Genomic DNA, 18,027 nt, shown 5'->3' with positions numbered 1-18,027 from the left:
TTAAAATGGAATATCATCCTCAGAAAAATCTATTACAGTTCCAAAAGAGGAGTCCTCTTGATTATTATTATTCTCATTATTATCTCTATTTGACTCTCTTTTTCCTCGGCTATCTAAAAATTCTACACTATTTGCTACAACTTCAGTAACCCAACGTTTTTGACCTTCTTTATTATCATAGGTACGCACTTGTAAGCGACCATCAATTGCTACTTGTGATCCTTTGCCAATAAAATTAGCACAGTTTTCTGCTGGTTTACCCCAAACTACTATTTGAATAAAATCAGCTTCTCTTTCACCTTGCTGATTAGCAAAGGGTCTGTTAACAGCCAAGGTAAATGTAGCAACACCTTTTCCAGAAGGTGTAAAACGCAGTTCAGGATCTTTAGTCAAACGACCTATTAAAATAATTTTATTCATAACGAACACTCCTCCTTCATAGAACTTGAAGTGCTTATTCTTCTATACGAGTAATCATATGACGGACAACATCTTCAGTAAGTTTCATTACACGATCTAATTCATTGACAACCTCTGGTTGTCCATTAAAATGAACTAGAGTATAGAAACCTTCGCTCCATTTATCATTGATAACATAAGCTAACTTACGTTTTCCCCATTTATCTGTTTTAGTGACTTCGCCACCTTCTTTAACGATAAGGTTAGAGAATTTCTCAATAACTTGTGTAAGTTTTTCTTCCTCTATATCAGGTCTAACGATATACATAAGTTCATATGGACGCATCTATACTTCACCTCCTCCCCCTGGACTAGCGGCTCCATTTCTAATGGAGCAGGGATATACAATATGTAATTATATCAGAAGGATATACTACTGTCTAGGTAAACAGGAAAATCTTTTTCTATGAAACATATTGTATTGCCTTTATATACTATTATTACCATTCATGGTATATTTAACACTATACTGCTTTATTTATCATTCTATAATGGTACTATTTTTAAGTATTGTATAAGGAGAAATAATTATGCGCAAAGACTTTAGAATTGACTTTTTAGAACCCTTAGAAGCTAAAGCAATCTTAATTTCCATAGGGCAGACAAAACTTAATCTAGATAAATGTATTCCTATAAAGATACTAAACTTAAGCTGCGGAGGTATCAAGGCTGAATCTCTGTTAGATGTTCCTATGGAAAATCAGATAATTGCAAAAATTGTTTTTGAATTTGAAAATCACAGCTATCAAGTTCACGGACAGTTTGTCTGGAAAGAAAACCAATATAATAGATTGTTTTATGGTATTAACTTTATTGGCTTAACTCCGTTAGAAGAAGAAAGATTGAGAACAGCCCTAAATAACTATCAAGCTCAAAAAATTCAGCAAAATCAAAAAATGAAAATTCATAAAATTAATATGCGTAGGAATTTAAAACCTTTAATTCGATTAATTAAAGCCCTCCCTCAACCCGTATTTTTAGTTACCGAGGATAGAAAAATTGTAGATTTTAATTTTGCAGCCCAGAAGCAAGGATGTCTTTTAGAAGGGACCTGCTATAAAAACGTCTGGGATCGCCCAGATCCTTGCCCCTTTTGTCAGTTAAAAAAAGCAAAGGATCTTACGCATTTTTTAGATTTAAATTTACCCGTTGAGGAAGAGGAATACTTCATCAGATGGTTTTATTTGGGTGATGGGGTTTATTATCATTCTATTGAAAAGGCCGAAAAAAGCGAAAATTAAAAAGGCTAGATTATAAATTAATACCCAGATTTTCCTGAGGTATAGTTTACAATTTAGCCTTTGTTTGTGTTTGAGGGCAGCTATTTTCCATACACTCACTTACACCCTTACTCACTTATAACCTTTTTAATAGACTTTTCTAGCTTTACTCTACTTATCCATACTTGCCTTTCACAGCCTGTACATTTAATTCTAAAGTCAGCCCCTGTTCTAAGTATTTCCCATTCTTTACTTCCACACGGATGAGTTTTTTTTGTCTGCACTATATCTCCTACTTTTAGATCCATGGGCATATTACATACCTCCTAGACTTTCTTGATCCTTTTTATGGTCATCAGCATTTATATAGACAATATGCTGAAAAGGTGCCCCTAGCCCCTGGCTATCAAATTCTTCTCTAATTCTAAGCCTTAAATTTCTTTCTAGCATCCAATGGCTCATATCTTTAGTCGTTCCAGTGACCCTTACAGTTACGAAGTTTGAATCTAACTTTGTTACACCATGGACAAATGGTTTTTCATCAATAATATCAATCATTTCTTGATATACCTTCTCACATGCTATTTCAATAACCTGTATTGCATGCTTAAGATTATCTTTATAACTTATTCCAATTTCAACTATTGCCCTCATACTTCCACGATTATAATTTGTCACTTGTCCAATGTTACCATTAGGAATTATATATAATTGACCACCCCAATCCCTAACTTTGGTTAATCTTAGGCCAATTTCTTCAACTGTACCAATTTTACCATTAATATCTACATATTCCCCCACGGCATATTGATCTTCAAAAATTATGAAAAATCCAGTGATTATATCTTTAACTAGGTTCTGTGCTCCAAAACCAATCGCAACACCAATAATTCCCGCTCCACCTAGAATAGCCTTAACTGGGACATTAAACATATCTAAAATGGTGATAATAGCAATAAAATATAGAGAATAAGAAAGTATATTCTTTAATAATTTACTTAAAGTATCTACTCTTCTCGTTGTTATTTGCATTTTTTCATTAATATTAAAGTGGTCTTTAAATAATTGATCAATTAAAATGGCTCCTAGCTTATTAACAACACGGGTGGCTACTAAAATACCTATTATTTTTAAAGTTGTCATTATGATAAGCAATAAATCAATTTTATTAAGTGCTTCTAATGTTTTGTCAAGATATTGTTCCACTCTATCCTACCCTTCTCTTACCCATGAAATAATTTCAGGCATACTGTCTTGATTAATTTTCTCTATAAACTCTTGTATGTATTCCAGCACGATAGAATCATCCTCTACCTTTAATCTTTGCCTTAAAACTTTTTCTACTTCATCTAGCTCTAAATTACCTAAAGCTTCTACTGCATGCATTCTAATTTGCCATTTGTCATCTTGGGCTAAATTAGTCAAAATAAAAAAACTTTCTTTTAAAGCTAAGACCTTTAAAGCTTCTACTATTCTTAGGCGCAAGGTATCATCAGTTGATTTTGCGAGTTCTGTAAATACACCTAAACATCTCTTATCACCGATTTCCCCTAAAATCTGCACTAAAACGCTTTGCACTTGGGGGTCGCAATTTTTAATCATTTCTAATAGTGGATCAATTAAGCTAGAACCCATACCCTTTAAAACATCTAAAACCCTAGAAGGTAACCACTGATTAGGCTGAGTGAGGGCATACAACATAGGTTCTAAGGTTAAACTGGTATCCTGCTTTCGTAAAGAACAACTTGCTGATAATCTAATCGTTTCTGAAGTTGATTTCATTTCATTAATTAAAAAATCAACTACCTCTTTATGAGGAATATATGCTAACATTTCGATAATTTTGATTTTTTCTTTTTCATCGTATTGATTATATTTATAAATTAAATCTCGCCAATTTTCAAGATAAACTTCCATAACCATTTGTTTTTGTTGTTCTTCTTTTAAATTATCCCAATTAACTTCAAGTAAATTATTATTTTCATTTAAAGCTTTTTTCAGCACATAGAAGTCTTGTGTAATATTTTCTTTTTCATTATAATCAATCCCTCTACTTTTAGAGGGATTTTTAAAGACAAATATATTTTTTAATTTATTTGCAATACTCATTATTTCACCAACTTTGCTTTTAGTGCCTTTCCATTAAGATAATCAAATTTTTTGCCTTGATAAGTATCCCTTTGAAATAACTCTAATTCTATACGGTCTTTAATTTTCCACCAACTAGTATCCCAGTTACAAAATAATAAGGTCTTTTGAGGTCCTTTACCTAATAATCTTTGAATAATGATTTCAGGATCTAAATACTCTATAAAGGTAATCACTCTTTCTATATATTCATCTAAAGATATAAGCGAAAGTTCCCCATTTTCATACATATTACCGAGCTTAGTATCTTTAACAATATATAAAGAATGAAGTTTTACATAATCCACACCCAGAGATGAAATAATTTTAGCATTTTCAATAACATCATCCATGGTATCCCCAGGTAAATTCAAAATAATATGAGCCACACTTTCAAATCCACGTGCCCTAATTCTTAATATTGCATCAATAAATTCCGCTAAAGTATGACCTCTATTTATTCTTTTTAACGTATGATAATTTACAGTTTGTAGACCTAATTCGATATTAATATTAATGTTTTTTTCTTCTTTTAACTCTTTTAAAAAATCCAAATAACTATCATGAATACAATCAGGACGCGTTGAAATTGAAATTCCAATTACGTCTTCATCTAAGGTAGCCTCAAGCATATTTTTCTTAAACTCTTCTAAAGGCAAATAAGTGTTAGTAAAACTTTGAAAATAAGCTATAAATTTTGTAACTCCAAACCTTTTCTTGAAAAATTCCTTGTTTTCTTTAATCTGCTCTCCGATACTTAAAGAATTAGATAAACCTTCAAATCCTGAGCCTTCCTCATCACAAAATATACAGCCACCTACACCTACAGTTCCATCCCTATTAGGACAAGTTCCTGGTAAATTGATTGATAACTTATAAACTCTTTGCTGAAATTTTTCCTGTAAATGCTTTGAATAAATTCTATATCTTGGTTTTATCATTTTCAAAAACTTCCTTTAAATAAAACTAATAAATTTGCTAAAAAGTAACTTAAAACCTGCTTGGTAATAGGGCACTAAAAATGATTTATTAATGCTCCCCGCTATTTTTGCTAAAATATTATCACCAATGTCAGGGATAATTGCTGTATAAGCTGTTAGCATCCCAACTAATACTAATATGATAAGTGAATTTAAAGCTAAACCAACCACTAATCCAATTATACGATTAAGTTTTCCTAAAAATAATTTATCTAATTTCCTGGTAAACATCAAAGAAATAGAGCTAATAATGCTACTAATAAAAGACCATAAAAGTAAAAAAACTATTATCTTAATAAGTGTAACAACAATTAAATACGTTAGCAAATCTCCCATATTACTAATTCCAAGGCCCTTTGCTAATTCGGTAGAACCTAGTGCAAATATGTTTAGCTTTTCCTTAATCCATTCTGGTAGCATCATGCTATTAATAAATATAGAAATCATATCAGAGCCATTACCCACAACAGGCATCGTCATTCCTTCAAGAGCTAAAGGCATTTTACCATGTAGTAGATTATACAGTTTTTCAATGATTCCAAACCTTTCATCTAAGAATCCGACAATAGGCTTACTGTATTTATTTGCAATAATCAAGGCTAAAATAGTTTTAATTAAGCCAAATACACTACCCACCATACCCCGATAATATCCTTTATAAGCACCTGAAAATAAAATCAGTATAATTAAAACATCAATCAGGCTAAACCTCATTAAACCACCCCATTTGTGCTAATATTATAACACAAACAAGATTTATGCTGTCATTTTTAATATTATTATATACCTAAATACTTCCATATTTATAGGTAAATTCCTTCTTTTTTTAGAAGATTTTCTTAACAAATATAGCTTAAATGCAAAAAATGATAAAATGTAACTAGGTATAAATCATCCTAGGCACTTGAGATGATAAAAATAATAAATTAAAGAAGTATGCCAAAGATAGAACTTTGGTATACTTCTTTTTAATTTTGCCTTGACAACAAATAAAAATAATGTATCATTGTATTAAGTTCTTAGTACAATAATACAGAGGAGGGGGTAATCTTATGCCGTGGGAATTAAAATCTGATCGGCCTATATACATCCAGCTGATAGAACACATTAAACTATTAATTTTATCAGGGGTATATCCATTGGGTTCTAAACTTCCTTCAGTGCGAGATTTAGCCAGGGAAGCTGCAGTAAATCCTAATACTATGCAAAGAGCCCTGATTAAATTGGAAGAAGATGGATTTGTAATTACACACCGCACTAGTGGTCGATCAATTACTGAAGATGCCCAAATAATTGAACAGGCCAGAACTCAATTAGCTCAAGAACAAATCAAAGAATTCTTAGATAATATGCAAATGATGGGTTTTAAAGAAAATGAAATCTTAACCATTATAAATAATATGGTAAAGGACAGATAACAAAATGGATACTATTTTAGAATGTAAAGGTCTTACAAAAAAATTCGGCACTAAAATAGCTCTAGAGAATATTAACTTAAATATAACAGGAGGACAAATAGGTGCTTCTACATACCTTTTAGCTTTTGAGATTATCATAGCAGCCCTTCTAATTCTAGCTTCTATAATCTTAATAGTGTATGCATCTATTGCTATTGGACAGCTATTTAATAAACATAAAATTTTAGCTTCTTTTGGTGCATTCATTGGTTTAATTATCCTTGAAGAAATGCTATCCACAATTATAGGTATGTTTCCAGGAGTAGTATATTTTACTGATATCCCTAACCTTACCCCTGACCTACTTGGTATGGGTTCCTTTATAAGTCTAGCTAATACTTATAGAATTATAATAACAGCAATTTTCTGTATAGTCTATTTTGCAATAACCAATTTTATTTTAAGTAAGCGACTTAATTTAGAATAAAATACTGCTTTAAAATATTAATTATTTTAAATGAATCATAGCGAGATTAAATAAAAAGAGCGTAGGTAGTTTTAGATAAGAATGTAGCTGCTGTTTGAACGATAGTGAGTTCAGTACATTCCTAAAACTACCTACGCTCATTCCTTTTAACTGACTGAGCATACTATATATAAATATTTAATATTTTACTCTAACCAAGAACTTACCTTATCTTCATTTTCTTCGACCCAGCGTTTAGCATTTTTATATGGATCAGCACCTTCTTCTTCATTCCAAATCATAACCTGTTCCATATCCTCTGAAGTCCAATAGAACTTATCTAAAAGGTTATAAACCTCTGGCATGTCTTCTTTTAAACCTTTTCTTACAAAAGTCTCTACTCTTTCTGCTTCCCCATAAAAACCTTTTGGATCGTCTAAATATTTTAAATCCCAACGAGCAAACATCCAATGTGGGTTCCAACCTGTTATTGCTATCCATTCATTATTCTTAATAGCATCACCTAATGCTGCTGTCATGGTTGCATCTGATCCTTCTAATAATTCAATATTAGTTAACCCATATCCATCTAATGTCTTAGATTTTGTTATATGCACTACCCCTGACCCTGGATCCATTCCAACTATTTGACCATTAAATTTATCAGCATTTTCATTTAATTCTGTTATAGAATCAATTTCTACGTAATCGGGAACAACTAACCCTACTTTAGTTCCTTCTAAATTTGGACCTAAAGCTACCATATCATCACCAAATTGATCTATATAATGACCTTGCATAGTTGGTACCCAACTACATAAAAGACCATCAACATCACCCATAGCTACAGATTGATACATCGCGGGTGCTGTTACCGAAGTTAGTTCTACATCATAACCTAGTTTTTCTTCTAAGACTACTTTAACCACATTATTACTAGCTACTGCTGTAGTCCACTCTACATACGCTAATTCAACCTTTTTAGATTCTTCATCTTTACTTGCTGAACTATTACACCCTACTACCAACGACAACGATAAAATTAATATTAATATTAAACCTAAATATTTTTTCATACATACCCCCTAAAAATTTTGATAAAAAATCCGGTTTGTACATTTTGTGCATAAATCGGACTTTTTAAATTTAAAATATTAATTATTTTAAATGAATCATAGCGAGTTTAAATAAAGGAATAAAATGTCTGAAGATAAGAACTTTTAACTGTTTGAACGATAGTGAGTTTTAAAAGTTCCTGAAGGCATTTTATTCATACCACCTTATTATTGTTTGAGCTTGATTCATGTAAATATTTAATATTTTACTCTAACCAAGCATTTACTTTATCTTCATTTTCTGAGATCCAAATCTTAGCACTCTCGTATGGATCAGCATCTTCTTTTTGGTTCATGTTCATTACCTCTTGCATATCCTCTGGAGTCCAGTTAAATTTATCTAAAAACTTGTAAGCTTCCGGATGATCTTTTTGTAATCCTTTTCTCACAATTGTATGAATTTGCTCTTCCCCACCAAAAGTTTCCTTCGGGTCATCTAAATATTTTAAATCCCAACGTCCAAACATCCAGTGCGGAGACCAAGCTGTTACAACGATTGGTTTCTTATTATTAATAGCATCTGCTAACGCTGCTACCATAGTTGCTCCACTACCTTGCATTAATTCAAAATTCTCTAAGTCATTCTCTTTCATTACTTGTTTAGTTTTTGTCATTAAGCCTGAACCAGGTTCAATTCCGATAATTTTACCATCTAATTTATCAAAATTGGCATTTAATTCATCAATAGAATTAATATCTACATATTCAGGTACAGCTAAACCCTGCTTTGTACCTTCTAAGTTAACCCCTAAATCTTCAACCTTATCCTTATATTCTTGATAAAAATTATCATGATTTGTCGGTAACCAGGCTACAGCCATTGCATCACCATCACCAGATGCAATTCCTTGCCATATCGCAGCTATACTAACAGAGGTCATTTCAACATCATATCCCATTTTTTCTTGTAATACTGCTTTTAAAACATTAGTACTAGCTATTGTAGAATCCCATTCCGCATAAAGAAGTTCAATTTTCTTCTCATCATCCTTACTAGCTGAACTGTTACATCCTACCACTAAGGATAATGAAAGAAGTAAAATCAGTGATAAAACTAAATATTTTTTCATAATTACCCTCCTCTAGTTTTTTACAAAAAAAGCCCGATTTAATATGAAATCGGGCTTTTTTTTTTATAAATATTTAAATTAATTTTTATTCTAACTACTTAAGATTGTTTCATGTAGATAATTAATTATTCTAACCACGCATTTACTTTATCTTCATTTTCTGCTACCCAACGTTTTGCATTTTCATATGGATCAGCACCTTCTTCTTCATTCCAGATCATAACTTTTTCCATATCCTCTGGAGTCCAATTAAACTTATCTAGAAAAGTATAAACCTCTGGCATATCTTCTTTTAAACCTTTTCTAACAATAGTATGGATTTGTTCTTCTCCGCCATATATATTTTTAGGATCTTCTAAATATTTTAAATCCCAACGAGCAAACTTCCAATGTGGGCTCCATCCAGTTACAACTACCCATTCTTCATTTTTAAGGGCGTCTGCAAGGGCTGCAGTCATTGTTGCTCCTGTTCCTTCTCCTAATTCAAAATTATCTAAACCATATTCTTCGATAGCAATTTCAGTTTTATCCATGATACCAGCACCTGGCTCGATACCAATTATCTTACCATCAAATTTATCTGCATTAGCTTTTAACTCTTCTATAGAGTCGATGTCTACATATTTAGGAACTACTAAACCTATTCTAGTACCATCTAAATTAACACCTAAATCTTCAACATCATCTTTAATTTTATCTACATAACTATTATGAGTTGTTGGTAACCAAGCAGCTACTATTCCATCTACATCTCCCATAGCTACCGCCTGAAACATTGCAGCTGCACCTACAGAAGTAAGTTCTACATCATAACCTAATTTTTCTTCTAATACAACTTTGACAACATTATTACTTGTAATTTCTGTAGCCCATTCTACATAAGCTAACTCAACTTTTTTTGAAGCTTCACCTGATTCTCCACCTTCATTACTCCCTGAATTACCACATCCAACTATTAAGGTTAGTGACAACATTAAAATAAGTGTTAAAACTAAATACTTTTTCATAGAATCCCCCTTAAAATTATTTTTTATTTTTTGCTAAAGTTTGAGTAACACGGTCAAAAATAATCGCAATAATTACAACGCCAAGTCCAGCTTCAAATCCCATACCAGGTTTAAATCTTTGAATGGCTGTCCAAACTTCTCCACCTAAACCTTTAGCACCAATCATTGCTGCAATAACAACCATTGATAAAGATAACATTATGGTTTGGTTAATTCCTGCCATGATAGTAGGAGTAGCAATTGGTATTTGTAATTTAACCAACTTTTGCATTCTAGTAGAACCAAATGCTTCTGATGCTTCTATTAATTCTTCAGGAACCTGCCTAATACCTAAACATGTTAACCTTATAGAAGGTGGCATTGCAAAAATCACAGTAGCAAATGCTGCTGATACTACACCTAATCCAAAGAACGGAATTGCTGGAATCAAATATACAAATGCTGGCATAGTCTGCATAAAGTCTAGAATTGGCATTACTACTTTATAGAAGGAATCAAAAAGTGCAGCTAAAATTCCTAGAGGTACTCCTATCAGTAGGGCTAACGAGGTGGCAAACAGCACTAATGCTATTGTTGACATTGTAGCTTCCCATAAACCAAGATTCCAAATTAATAAGAGACCTAAAAATGTGAAACTTCCTAATCCCTTATTTTTAGTTAAATAAAATACAAGAAATGTAGCGATGATAATAAATAACCACGGTGGAATAAAATCAAGTCCTGTTACTAAACCTTTAATTCCTATCTCTACATAATCTGAAATTGCTTTTGTAATAAATGAAAAGTTGTCAGTTAACCAATCAATTGAATTATCTACAGCCTTTTCAATCGGTATTTTGGGTAAAAAGGGCATTTTCATTATTCATCACCTCTTCCAGCTAAACCTGCTAAGATTGATCCTCTAATGACAACACCTAATAGTTTTTCAGTTTCATCTACTACAGCTAAAGGATATCGAATATCTGTCATCATTGGGAATAACTCATTTACTGATAGATCAGGACTAACCTTGGCAATATTTTTTTCAATTACATTAGCTAAATCCTTATCTCCATTTTTTATTGCTTGGGCTACTTGTTCTGCTAAAACTACACCTTGAACCTTGTATTCAGAATTCACAACAAAAATACTAGAGATACCTTCTTCTTTCATTTTACGCATAGCAGTTCGTGGTCCGTCCTTTGAATATGCAACCACCCCTACTTTATTCATAACACCTTGTGCTGTTAAAATTTTTGATCTATCAACATTTTCAACAAATTTCTCAACATAATCATCTGCTGGATTTGTTAAAATATCCTCAGGCGTTCCTTCTTGAACTACAACGCCATCCTTCATTAAAATAATACGATCTCCTAGTTTTATTGCCTCATCTAAATCGTGAGTAATAAAAACTATAGTCTTTTGTACTTTACTTTGAAGTGATATTAGCTCATCTTGCATTTCTCTTTTAATTAGTGGATCTAAAGCACTAAAGGCCTCATCCATTAATAAAATGTCCGGATCAACAGCTAAACCTCTTGCTAGACCAACCCTTTGCTGCATTCCTCCACTTAACTCGTTAGGATAACGATCTTCCCAACCACCTAAACCAACTAATTCAAGGGCATTTCTCGCTTTTTCTTTTCTGGTATTTGCATCAATTCCTTGAACCTCTAAACCATACTCAGCATTTTGTAAAATAGTTCTGTGCGGAAATAGTGCAAATTTTTGAAATACCATTGCAAATTTCTTTCTTCTTAAATCTCTTAGCTGATTTCTATCTAAACCTAATATTTCCTTATCATCTACATATATTTTCCCCGCTGTTGGTTCTATTAATCTATTTAAACATCTAATCAAAGTAGATTTACCACTACCTGATAATCCCATGATAACAAGAATTTCTCCTTTATTAACTTCAAAAGAAACCCCCCCTACTCCAACAGCTAAACCTGTTTTGTTTAAAATTTCATCCTTATCCATACCTTCTTCTATTAACTTGATAGCTCTTTGCGGATTACTACCAAACACTTTATATAAGTTTTCAACCTTAATCTGAATCATATAACTCCTCCTTCCACCCGACAACTTTATATCGACCCCTGATGTGTGGGTTTAATGTTATTATACCTACCTATTTTTGTCAAGGTTTTTTATGGTATATGTTTTTCTCCCCATCATCTATATTATGCCAAAATAATAAAAATATAACATAAAAAGGCTCATAACTTTTAAATTTCTTTAAAAATCATGAGCCTTGATTATAATATTTGTTTTGATTCTAAAAATGTTTGATTTGGTTCTAATAATTCTCGTTTTGAATCTAATAGCCTTTTGAATTCCAATGGTGGCATGGGTTTCCCAAATAAATACCCTTGCATTTCATCACACTTACTGTCTTTCAAAAAATCATACTGACTTTGGTTTTCTACTCCTTCAGCTACTATTCCTAAATTAAGACTTTTCGCTAAAGCAATAATAGTAGAAGCTATAGCTCTATCATCTTTTTTAGATCCTATCTCACTTACAAAAGATCTATCTATTTTTAATTTATTAATTGTGAATTTCTTTAAATAGCTGAGCGAAGAATAACCAGTTCCAAAATCGTCAATAGAAAATTTAATACCCATTTGCTTTAAATCCTGCATAACCTTCAGAGTATATTCCACATCTTGCATAGCTACGGACTCAGTTATTTCTAACTCTAAAAATCTAGGTTCAAGTCCAGTTTCAGCTAATGCTTTAGAAATTGTATTGGTTAAGTTTTGTAATTGAAATTGTTTTGAAGACAAGTTTACAGCGACATGTAAGTTAGTAAATCCTTCATCTTGCCATTGTTTTGCTTGCAAGCAAGCTTCCCTTAATACCCAATCACCTATCCCTAAAATAAGACCTGTTTCTTCAGCAAGTGGAATAAATTGACCAGGAGGGACTAATCCTAGTTCTGGATGTTGCCATCTAATTAAAGCTTCAAAACCAACAATATCCTTACTTTCTGAATTAATTTTAGGTTGATAATGAATAATAAATTCCTTATTTTCTAGGGCCCTACGTAAACTACCTTCCATTTCTAAACGTTCAAGCGCCTTATCATTCATCGACATAGTATAAAGTTGAAAATTATTTTTACCTTTTTCCTTAGCCCTATACATAGCAATATCAGCATTTTTAATTAACTTATCGACTTCATCACCATCACATGGACAAAAGGCTATCCCCATACTTGCCGTAATAAATAATTCATGCCCATTTAACACAAAAGGTTCTCGTAGTGACTCTAAAACCCTTGTAGCAACCTTTGCTGCATCTTCTTCTCTTTCAATGCTAGGAAGTAATATGGCAAATTCATCTCCACCCATCCTAGCTATAGTATCATTTTTACTTAAAATCTCTTTTAATCTATGCGCTACAAATTTTAATAATTCATCACCAATATTGTGACCTAAAGTATCATTTATTAATTTAAACCGATCTAAATCTAAATACACTACAGCTAACTTTTCTTCAGATATTTTACAACGAGAAACCTCTAGGCTCAGCCTTTCTTTAAGTAACAAACGATTAGGTATTCCTGTTATATTATCATAAAAAGCTTGATATCTTATCTTTTTTTCATACCTTTGTTTAGTTGTAATATCACGCAAAATTATTGCGTAATACATTTGATCACCTAAATCAAAATTGCTTACACTAAGTTCTAAAGGAATACTGGTTCCGTCCTTTTTTAATCCGTTTATTTCCCAGCTAATTCCCTTTTTTTGTTTGCCATCTATGTATTGTTCTATTGAAAAGCAATCACCACACTTATCACAATAAAACTTAGGAATAATACCTTTAATTTCTTTGCCTACCATTTCAGCTGACTTATAGTCAAATATCTTTTCAGCCGAAGGATTAAAGGCTTTAATCTTTCCACACATATCAACCATAATAATTCCATCTAAGGCATTTTTAATGATAGATTGTGCATACTTTTCACTTTTAATTAAAGATAATTCTGTAAACCTTGCTTTTACTAAGCGATTGATTCTATGTTTAAGTACCGCAAAGTTAATGGGTTTACCAATATAATCAGTCGCTCCTGCTTCAAAGGCATCATTAACTGACTTTTCATCTCCTAAACTAGTAACCATAATAACCGGAACTAAATTCGAATCTAATAATTTTCTTAATTCCTTTACAGCAGTTACACCATCCATTCCAGGCATAACATAATCCATTAAAATTAAATCAGGTTTAAAGTTTTGATATTTAAGCAAAGCTTCCTTACCATCATCTGCCTCTATAACCTCATAATTATTATTTTCCAAAAACTGTCTTAAGACAGTGCGCATATATTTAGAATCATCAACTACAAGAATAATTGGATTTTTTTTGCAAATACTTTTAATATCCATATGGCTTCCTTTCTCCGAAAAATGATTCCACTTCAAAAATTTTATCACACATAACCTATGCTGTACATGGATTTACATCTTATTTCTATATTAATTATATATATTCCTCTACCTTTTAAATATGATTATGTAAAACTTTATAAGCATCTATTACATGTCTTTTAATTCCTAACTCTTTTGGCTCAAAACCAAGGGCTAAACCAATCAACTGTGGCAAATGTAAAATTGGCATTGTAATATCTTCTTTGAAAAGTGTTTGACTATCAGGTTGATACATATCCAGCTGCATTTGACATAATGGACAAGGGGTTACCATAACCTCAGCCCCTGCCTTTTTAGCTGATAAGCAATCAAGCCCCGCTATTTTTAATACTTCATCTTCAGCTGGAAAAACAGCATGAAACCCACAACAACTAAGCCTACGATCATAATAAACATTTTCTGCGCCAATAGCATTAACGATCATTTCCATAGAATCAGGATTTAAAAAACTTTCAAACCCCATTATTTCTTGTGGTCTTAAAATATGACATCCATAAAAATTAGCTACTTTTAAACCAGTTAAAGGTCTAACTACTTTCTTCTTTAATCTTTCAATACCATAATCTTTTACTAAAACCCATAATAAATGACTAACCGTAGATGTTCCAGCATAATTTAAGTCCGCCTTATTTAAAATTTCATTAACCTTTTCTTTAATTTCATCATCTTCATCTAATTGCTTTTTTGCCTTTCTGATCATTAAGGTACAAGTATTGCAAACAGATAATAAGGGTGCATTTAACTTTTCACAGAGCGCGATATTTCGTGCATTTAAACACAGGGATAAAAATTCATCGACATCTTGACTATGACTAGCACCGCAACAGGTCCAACCTTCTAATTCAATTAATTCTATTCCTAATCCTTCGGCGACCTTTTTTGTAGATATCATTAATTCTTCAGCTGCTGCTTCTAAAGTGCAGCCTGGGAAAAAACCATATTTCATTAATTTCCCTCCTTGCGTGCTAATTCATAAATTTTTTTTACTCCTTCTATGCCTATCACAGGCTTTGGTATTGCTATTTTTATTTTTCCTTTTCTAAGTAAACGAAGGGCAAAAGGTACCCTTTTAATATTATAAAAAAGTCCATCAGTTTTAATCGGTAATGTAGTTTCATTTAACCTGCCATCTCGTTTAATATCATTAAAAAATGCATATGCATGACGTGCTCCTGTATTTTTAAGATAACCCATATCCATACTCTTTTTTCTTAATCCACTAATATGATCAGCAGGTTTAACTGCTTTCGGGCACTTTGCCATACACTGCATACATTTAATACATTTCCATAAGCCCACATCAAGCGCATAATCAAGATGTTCTCCTTCTTCTTCATCGCGTGAGTCTTCAATATAACGATAAGCCTTAGAATAAATAAAAGGATCTAAAAATCCCTTAATATTAATTGATAACTGACCACATTCTGATGCACATATCCCGCAAAGAATACAGTCCGTAGGATTAGATATTTTTAGAAAGTCTACTGCAGATTGCTCATGAGATGAGCTATCATTATTATTTTTCACTAACCAAGGCTTAACACCTTTTAAACGCTCAAACTTTGGATCCCAATCTACCACTAAATCTCGTACAATATTAAAATTTTTCAGGGGTTCTATGTATAAAGTATCTGTCTTGAAAGTGTTTAAAAATTCGTCAATAGAAGTTTTACATGCAAGGACTGCTACTCCATTTACAATTACTCCACAACTACCACAGATAGCAGATCTACACGCCGAAGTGAAATTTAAAGTATTATCTTGTGTTTCTCTAATATTAATTAAGCCCCATAAAACTGTTTTTCCTTTTTCATAAGGAATTTTATATTCTTGATCCCATTCTTTTTCACCATCATATCGTCTGATTTTATAAATAATATTTTTCATTTAATATTTCCTTTCTTCAGGCTGATATTTGGTTATTTTAACTGGTAAATAATCAAGTTTATACTCTTCACCATTTTTATAAACTAAGGTATGTTTTAAGAAATTTTCATCATCACGTTTTGGATAATCCATTCGTGCATGTGAACCCCTGCTTTCTTTACGTGCAAGAGCACCCATTGTAATTGCTTTAGCTAATTTAAGTAAATTACCTACCTCTAAATATGTAATAAAGGCCATATTATATTTCTTACTGTCATCACCTATTTGGGCTTCTTTATAGTCATCTAAAAGCTGATTTATTTCACTTAAAGCCTTTTCAATTTCTTCTTCTTTTCTAAAGATACCAACATTATTCCACATGGTTTGAGCTAAATTATCCCTTATAGTAAATAAATTTTTACCATTTGTTTGTGTGGTCTTTTCCGTGAACATTTTTTCCCATTTTGCTCTCTTTTCTTTAATTAATTCTTCCTGACCAAGCTCTCTATTTTTAGCACTTTGTGCTGCCCCTTTTCCCGCAAACTTTCCAAATACTACGGCCTCTGCTAGCGAATTACCTCCAAGCCTATTAGCTCCATGAACAGACACGCAAGCACATTCTCCTGCAGCATGAATTCCCGCAATAGGAGTAGCGCAAGTTTGATAATCACTAATATGAATTCCTCCCATCACATAGTGACCACTAGGCCTTATCGGGGCAGGTTCATCTATCATATCTACCCCTTCAAATTCAATAGCTAATTGTCTAACTTGTGGCAATTTCTCTAGTATTTTTTTCTTCCCTAAATGTCTTAAGTCTAAATGAACATAAGAGGCTAAACCTTCACCAAAACCTCTACCTTCTTTAATTTCTTGTTCAATACTTCTGGAAACTAAATCCCTTGGAGCTAGCTCCATTTTTTCAGGTGCATACTTTTCCATAAATCTTTCTCCTTGATTATTAACTAAATAACCACCCTCACCCCGACAAGCCTCTGATAACAATACCCCGGTCGTAATTAATCCAGTCGGATGAAATTGCACAAATTCTGGATCCTTAATAGGAATGCCCGCTTCTAAACAAATTGCTGTTCCATCACCTGTCATATTATAAGCATTAGTAGTTCGTGACCAATAAATGCGACCAAAACCACCTGTTGTAATAATTAAAGATTTACAATTAACGGAATTTATTTCCCCACTTTTTATATCAAAAACTATAACACCTTGAAGCTCATCTTTATCAGTTACGATTTCTAAGAGCGCCCATTCATTAAAAAAATGAACATTATTTTTTAAGCATTGTTCAAAAAGATTATGTAAAATCACATGACCTGTTTTATCTGCTGAATAACATGTTCTTGGATGCGATGCTCCCCCAAAGTTACGCTGGGCTATTCTCCCTTTTTCATCTCTAGAAAAAGGTAACCCTAATGATTCTAATTCTAAAATACATTCAGGTGCCTTACTTACAAAAAATTCAATAGCATCTTGATCACCTAAAAAATCACTGCCTTTAACGGTATCCCTAAAATGCTCATCTACCGAATCCTTTTCATCTTGAAAACCAAGACTTGCATTAATACCACCTTGAGCCGCCCCTGTATGAGACCTTGTAGGATAAGTCTTAGTAAAAATAGCTACACTTAAATCCTTGCTTTTACTGGCCTCGAGGGCAGACATCATTCCTGCACCCCCACCCCCAATAATGACAACATCAAACTTCACCTAATCACCCCAACTCTGAATTTAATTTACAATATTAATTATAAAGTATTATTATCTACGTTAAGTATGCTCGATCAGTTAAAAGGAATGAGCTCAGTAGCTTTAGATAATTAATACTTTCATTTAGTTATATTAGTATATTTAATGTATAAGGTTACTATTAATTAAATC

At 32.3% G+C, this 18,027-nt stretch carries 19 protein-coding genes; 3 read left to right on the top strand and 16 right to left on the bottom strand.

Annotation, left to right across the window (positions count from 1 at the left end; translation table 11 throughout):
* Positions 1-420 (bottom strand): single-stranded DNA-binding protein, encoded by a 420-nt coding sequence (locus B8965_RS04835; RefSeq protein ID WP_084052728.1) that lies wholly within the window; start codon positions 418-420, stop codon positions 1-3.
* Between the two features lie 34 nt (positions 421-454).
* Positions 455-745, bottom strand: a complete 291-nt coding sequence (gene rpsF / locus B8965_RS04830) for a 30S ribosomal protein S6 (protein ID WP_084052727.1) — start codon at positions 743-745, stop codon at positions 455-457.
* Between the two features lie 244 nt (positions 746-989).
* On the opposite strand from rpsF, the gene B8965_RS04825 reads away from it, so the two are divergent.
* Complete coding sequence (locus B8965_RS04825; protein WP_084052726.1) at positions 990-1,700, top strand: PilZ domain-containing protein; 711 nt, start codon at positions 990-992, stop codon at positions 1,698-1,700.
* Between the two features lie 107 nt (positions 1,701-1,807).
* On the opposite strand, the gene B8965_RS04820 is transcribed toward B8965_RS04825, so the two are convergent.
* Genes B8965_RS04820 through B8965_RS04800 form a run of 5 tightly spaced genes read right to left on the bottom strand, consistent with a single transcriptional unit; the run spans position 1,808 to position 5,500 of the window.
* Positions 1,808-1,993 carry a DUF951 domain-containing protein gene (locus B8965_RS04820; RefSeq protein WP_084052725.1) on the bottom strand — a complete coding sequence of 62 codons (186 nt, stop codon included), beginning with the start codon at positions 1,991-1,993 and terminating at the stop codon, positions 1,808-1,810.
* 1 nt (position 1,994) lies between these two features.
* Positions 1,995-2,885, bottom strand: coding sequence for a mechanosensitive ion channel family protein (locus B8965_RS04815; protein ID WP_084052724.1), 891 nt, complete (start codon positions 2,883-2,885; stop codon positions 1,995-1,997).
* Positions 2,886-2,891: 6 nt separating this feature from the next.
* Complete coding sequence (locus B8965_RS04810; protein WP_084052723.1) at positions 2,892-3,788, bottom strand: HEAT repeat domain-containing protein; 897 nt, start codon at positions 3,786-3,788, stop codon at positions 2,892-2,894.
* On the bottom strand, positions 3,788-4,747 hold the full coding sequence (gene mnmL, locus B8965_RS04805; protein WP_084052722.1) for a tRNA modification radical SAM protein MnmL/YtqA: 960 nt from the start codon (positions 4,745-4,747) through the stop codon (positions 3,788-3,790). Before mnmL ends, B8965_RS04810 begins: the two co-directional genes overlap by 1 nt.
* Positions 4,748-4,762: 15 nt before the next feature.
* Positions 4,763-5,500 carry a CvpA family protein gene (locus B8965_RS04800; RefSeq protein WP_084052721.1) on the bottom strand — a complete coding sequence of 246 codons (738 nt, stop codon included), beginning with the start codon at positions 5,498-5,500 and terminating at the stop codon, positions 4,763-4,765.
* A 338-nt stretch (positions 5,501-5,838) separates the two neighbouring features.
* Here B8965_RS04800 and B8965_RS04795 point away from each other — a divergent pair, with 338 nt between their 5' ends.
* Together B8965_RS04795 and B8965_RS12590 are read left to right on the top strand one after the other, a co-directional pair.
* The gene (locus B8965_RS04795) at positions 5,839-6,204 is read left to right on the top strand and encodes a GntR family transcriptional regulator (protein WP_084052720.1); all 366 of its coding nucleotides are present in this window, start codon (positions 5,839-5,841) and stop codon (positions 6,202-6,204) included.
* Positions 6,205-6,208: 4 nt separating this feature from the next.
* Positions 6,209-6,670 (top strand): hypothetical protein, encoded by a 462-nt coding sequence (locus B8965_RS12590; protein ID WP_084052719.1) that lies wholly within the window; start codon positions 6,209-6,211, stop codon positions 6,668-6,670.
* Positions 6,671-6,855: 185 nt separating this feature from the next.
* Here B8965_RS12590 and B8965_RS04785 read toward each other — a convergent pair whose 3' ends face one another.
* From B8965_RS04785 to B8965_RS04745, 9 genes are all read right to left on the bottom strand, one after another.
* Positions 6,856-7,725, bottom strand: coding sequence for a glycine betaine ABC transporter substrate-binding protein (locus B8965_RS04785; RefSeq protein ID WP_084052718.1), 870 nt, complete (start codon positions 7,723-7,725; stop codon positions 6,856-6,858).
* 245 nt (positions 7,726-7,970) lie between these two features.
* Entirely contained in the window at positions 7,971-8,834 is an 864-nt protein-coding gene (locus B8965_RS04780) for a glycine betaine ABC transporter substrate-binding protein (RefSeq protein ID WP_084052717.1), read from the bottom strand.
* Positions 8,835-8,959: 125 nt separating this feature from the next.
* On the bottom strand, positions 8,960-9,841 hold the full coding sequence (locus tag B8965_RS04775) for a glycine betaine ABC transporter substrate-binding protein (RefSeq protein WP_084052716.1): 882 nt from the start codon (positions 9,839-9,841) through the stop codon (positions 8,960-8,962).
* Between the two features lie 16 nt (positions 9,842-9,857).
* The gene (locus B8965_RS04770; protein ID WP_084052715.1) at positions 9,858-10,700 is read right to left on the bottom strand and encodes an ABC transporter permease; all 843 of its coding nucleotides are present in this window, start codon (positions 10,698-10,700) and stop codon (positions 9,858-9,860) included.
* Positions 10,700-11,887 (bottom strand): quaternary amine ABC transporter ATP-binding protein, encoded by a 1,188-nt coding sequence (locus tag B8965_RS04765; RefSeq protein WP_084052714.1) that lies wholly within the window; start codon positions 11,885-11,887, stop codon positions 10,700-10,702. Before B8965_RS04765 ends, B8965_RS04770 begins: the two co-directional genes overlap by 1 nt.
* 197 nt (positions 11,888-12,084) lie before the next feature.
* A complete protein-coding gene (locus tag B8965_RS04760; RefSeq protein WP_084052713.1) occupies positions 12,085-14,220 on the bottom strand; it encodes an EAL domain-containing protein in 2,136 nt (711 codons plus the stop codon).
* 115 nt (positions 14,221-14,335) lie between these two features.
* Complete coding sequence (locus B8965_RS04755) at positions 14,336-15,208, bottom strand: CoB--CoM heterodisulfide reductase iron-sulfur subunit B family protein (RefSeq protein WP_084052712.1); 873 nt, start codon at positions 15,206-15,208, stop codon at positions 14,336-14,338.
* On the bottom strand, positions 15,208-16,149 hold the full coding sequence (locus B8965_RS04750; protein ID WP_084052711.1) for a succinate dehydrogenase/fumarate reductase iron-sulfur subunit: 942 nt from the start codon (positions 16,147-16,149) through the stop codon (positions 15,208-15,210). The genes B8965_RS04755 and B8965_RS04750 overlap by 1 nt, the downstream gene beginning before the upstream one ends.
* Entirely contained in the window at positions 16,150-17,856 is a 1,707-nt protein-coding gene (locus tag B8965_RS04745) for an FAD-binding protein (protein ID WP_242941929.1), read from the bottom strand.
* Positions 17,857-18,027 lie beyond the last annotated feature (171 nt).

The organism is Desulfonispora thiosulfatigenes DSM 11270 (assembly GCF_900176035.1).
Taxonomy (GTDB): Bacteria; Bacillota; Peptococcia; order Peptococcales; family Desulfonisporaceae; genus Desulfonispora; species Desulfonispora thiosulfatigenes.
Note: the sequence above shows the minus strand (reverse complement) of the source record. Positions and strands in the feature narration are given on the sequence as shown.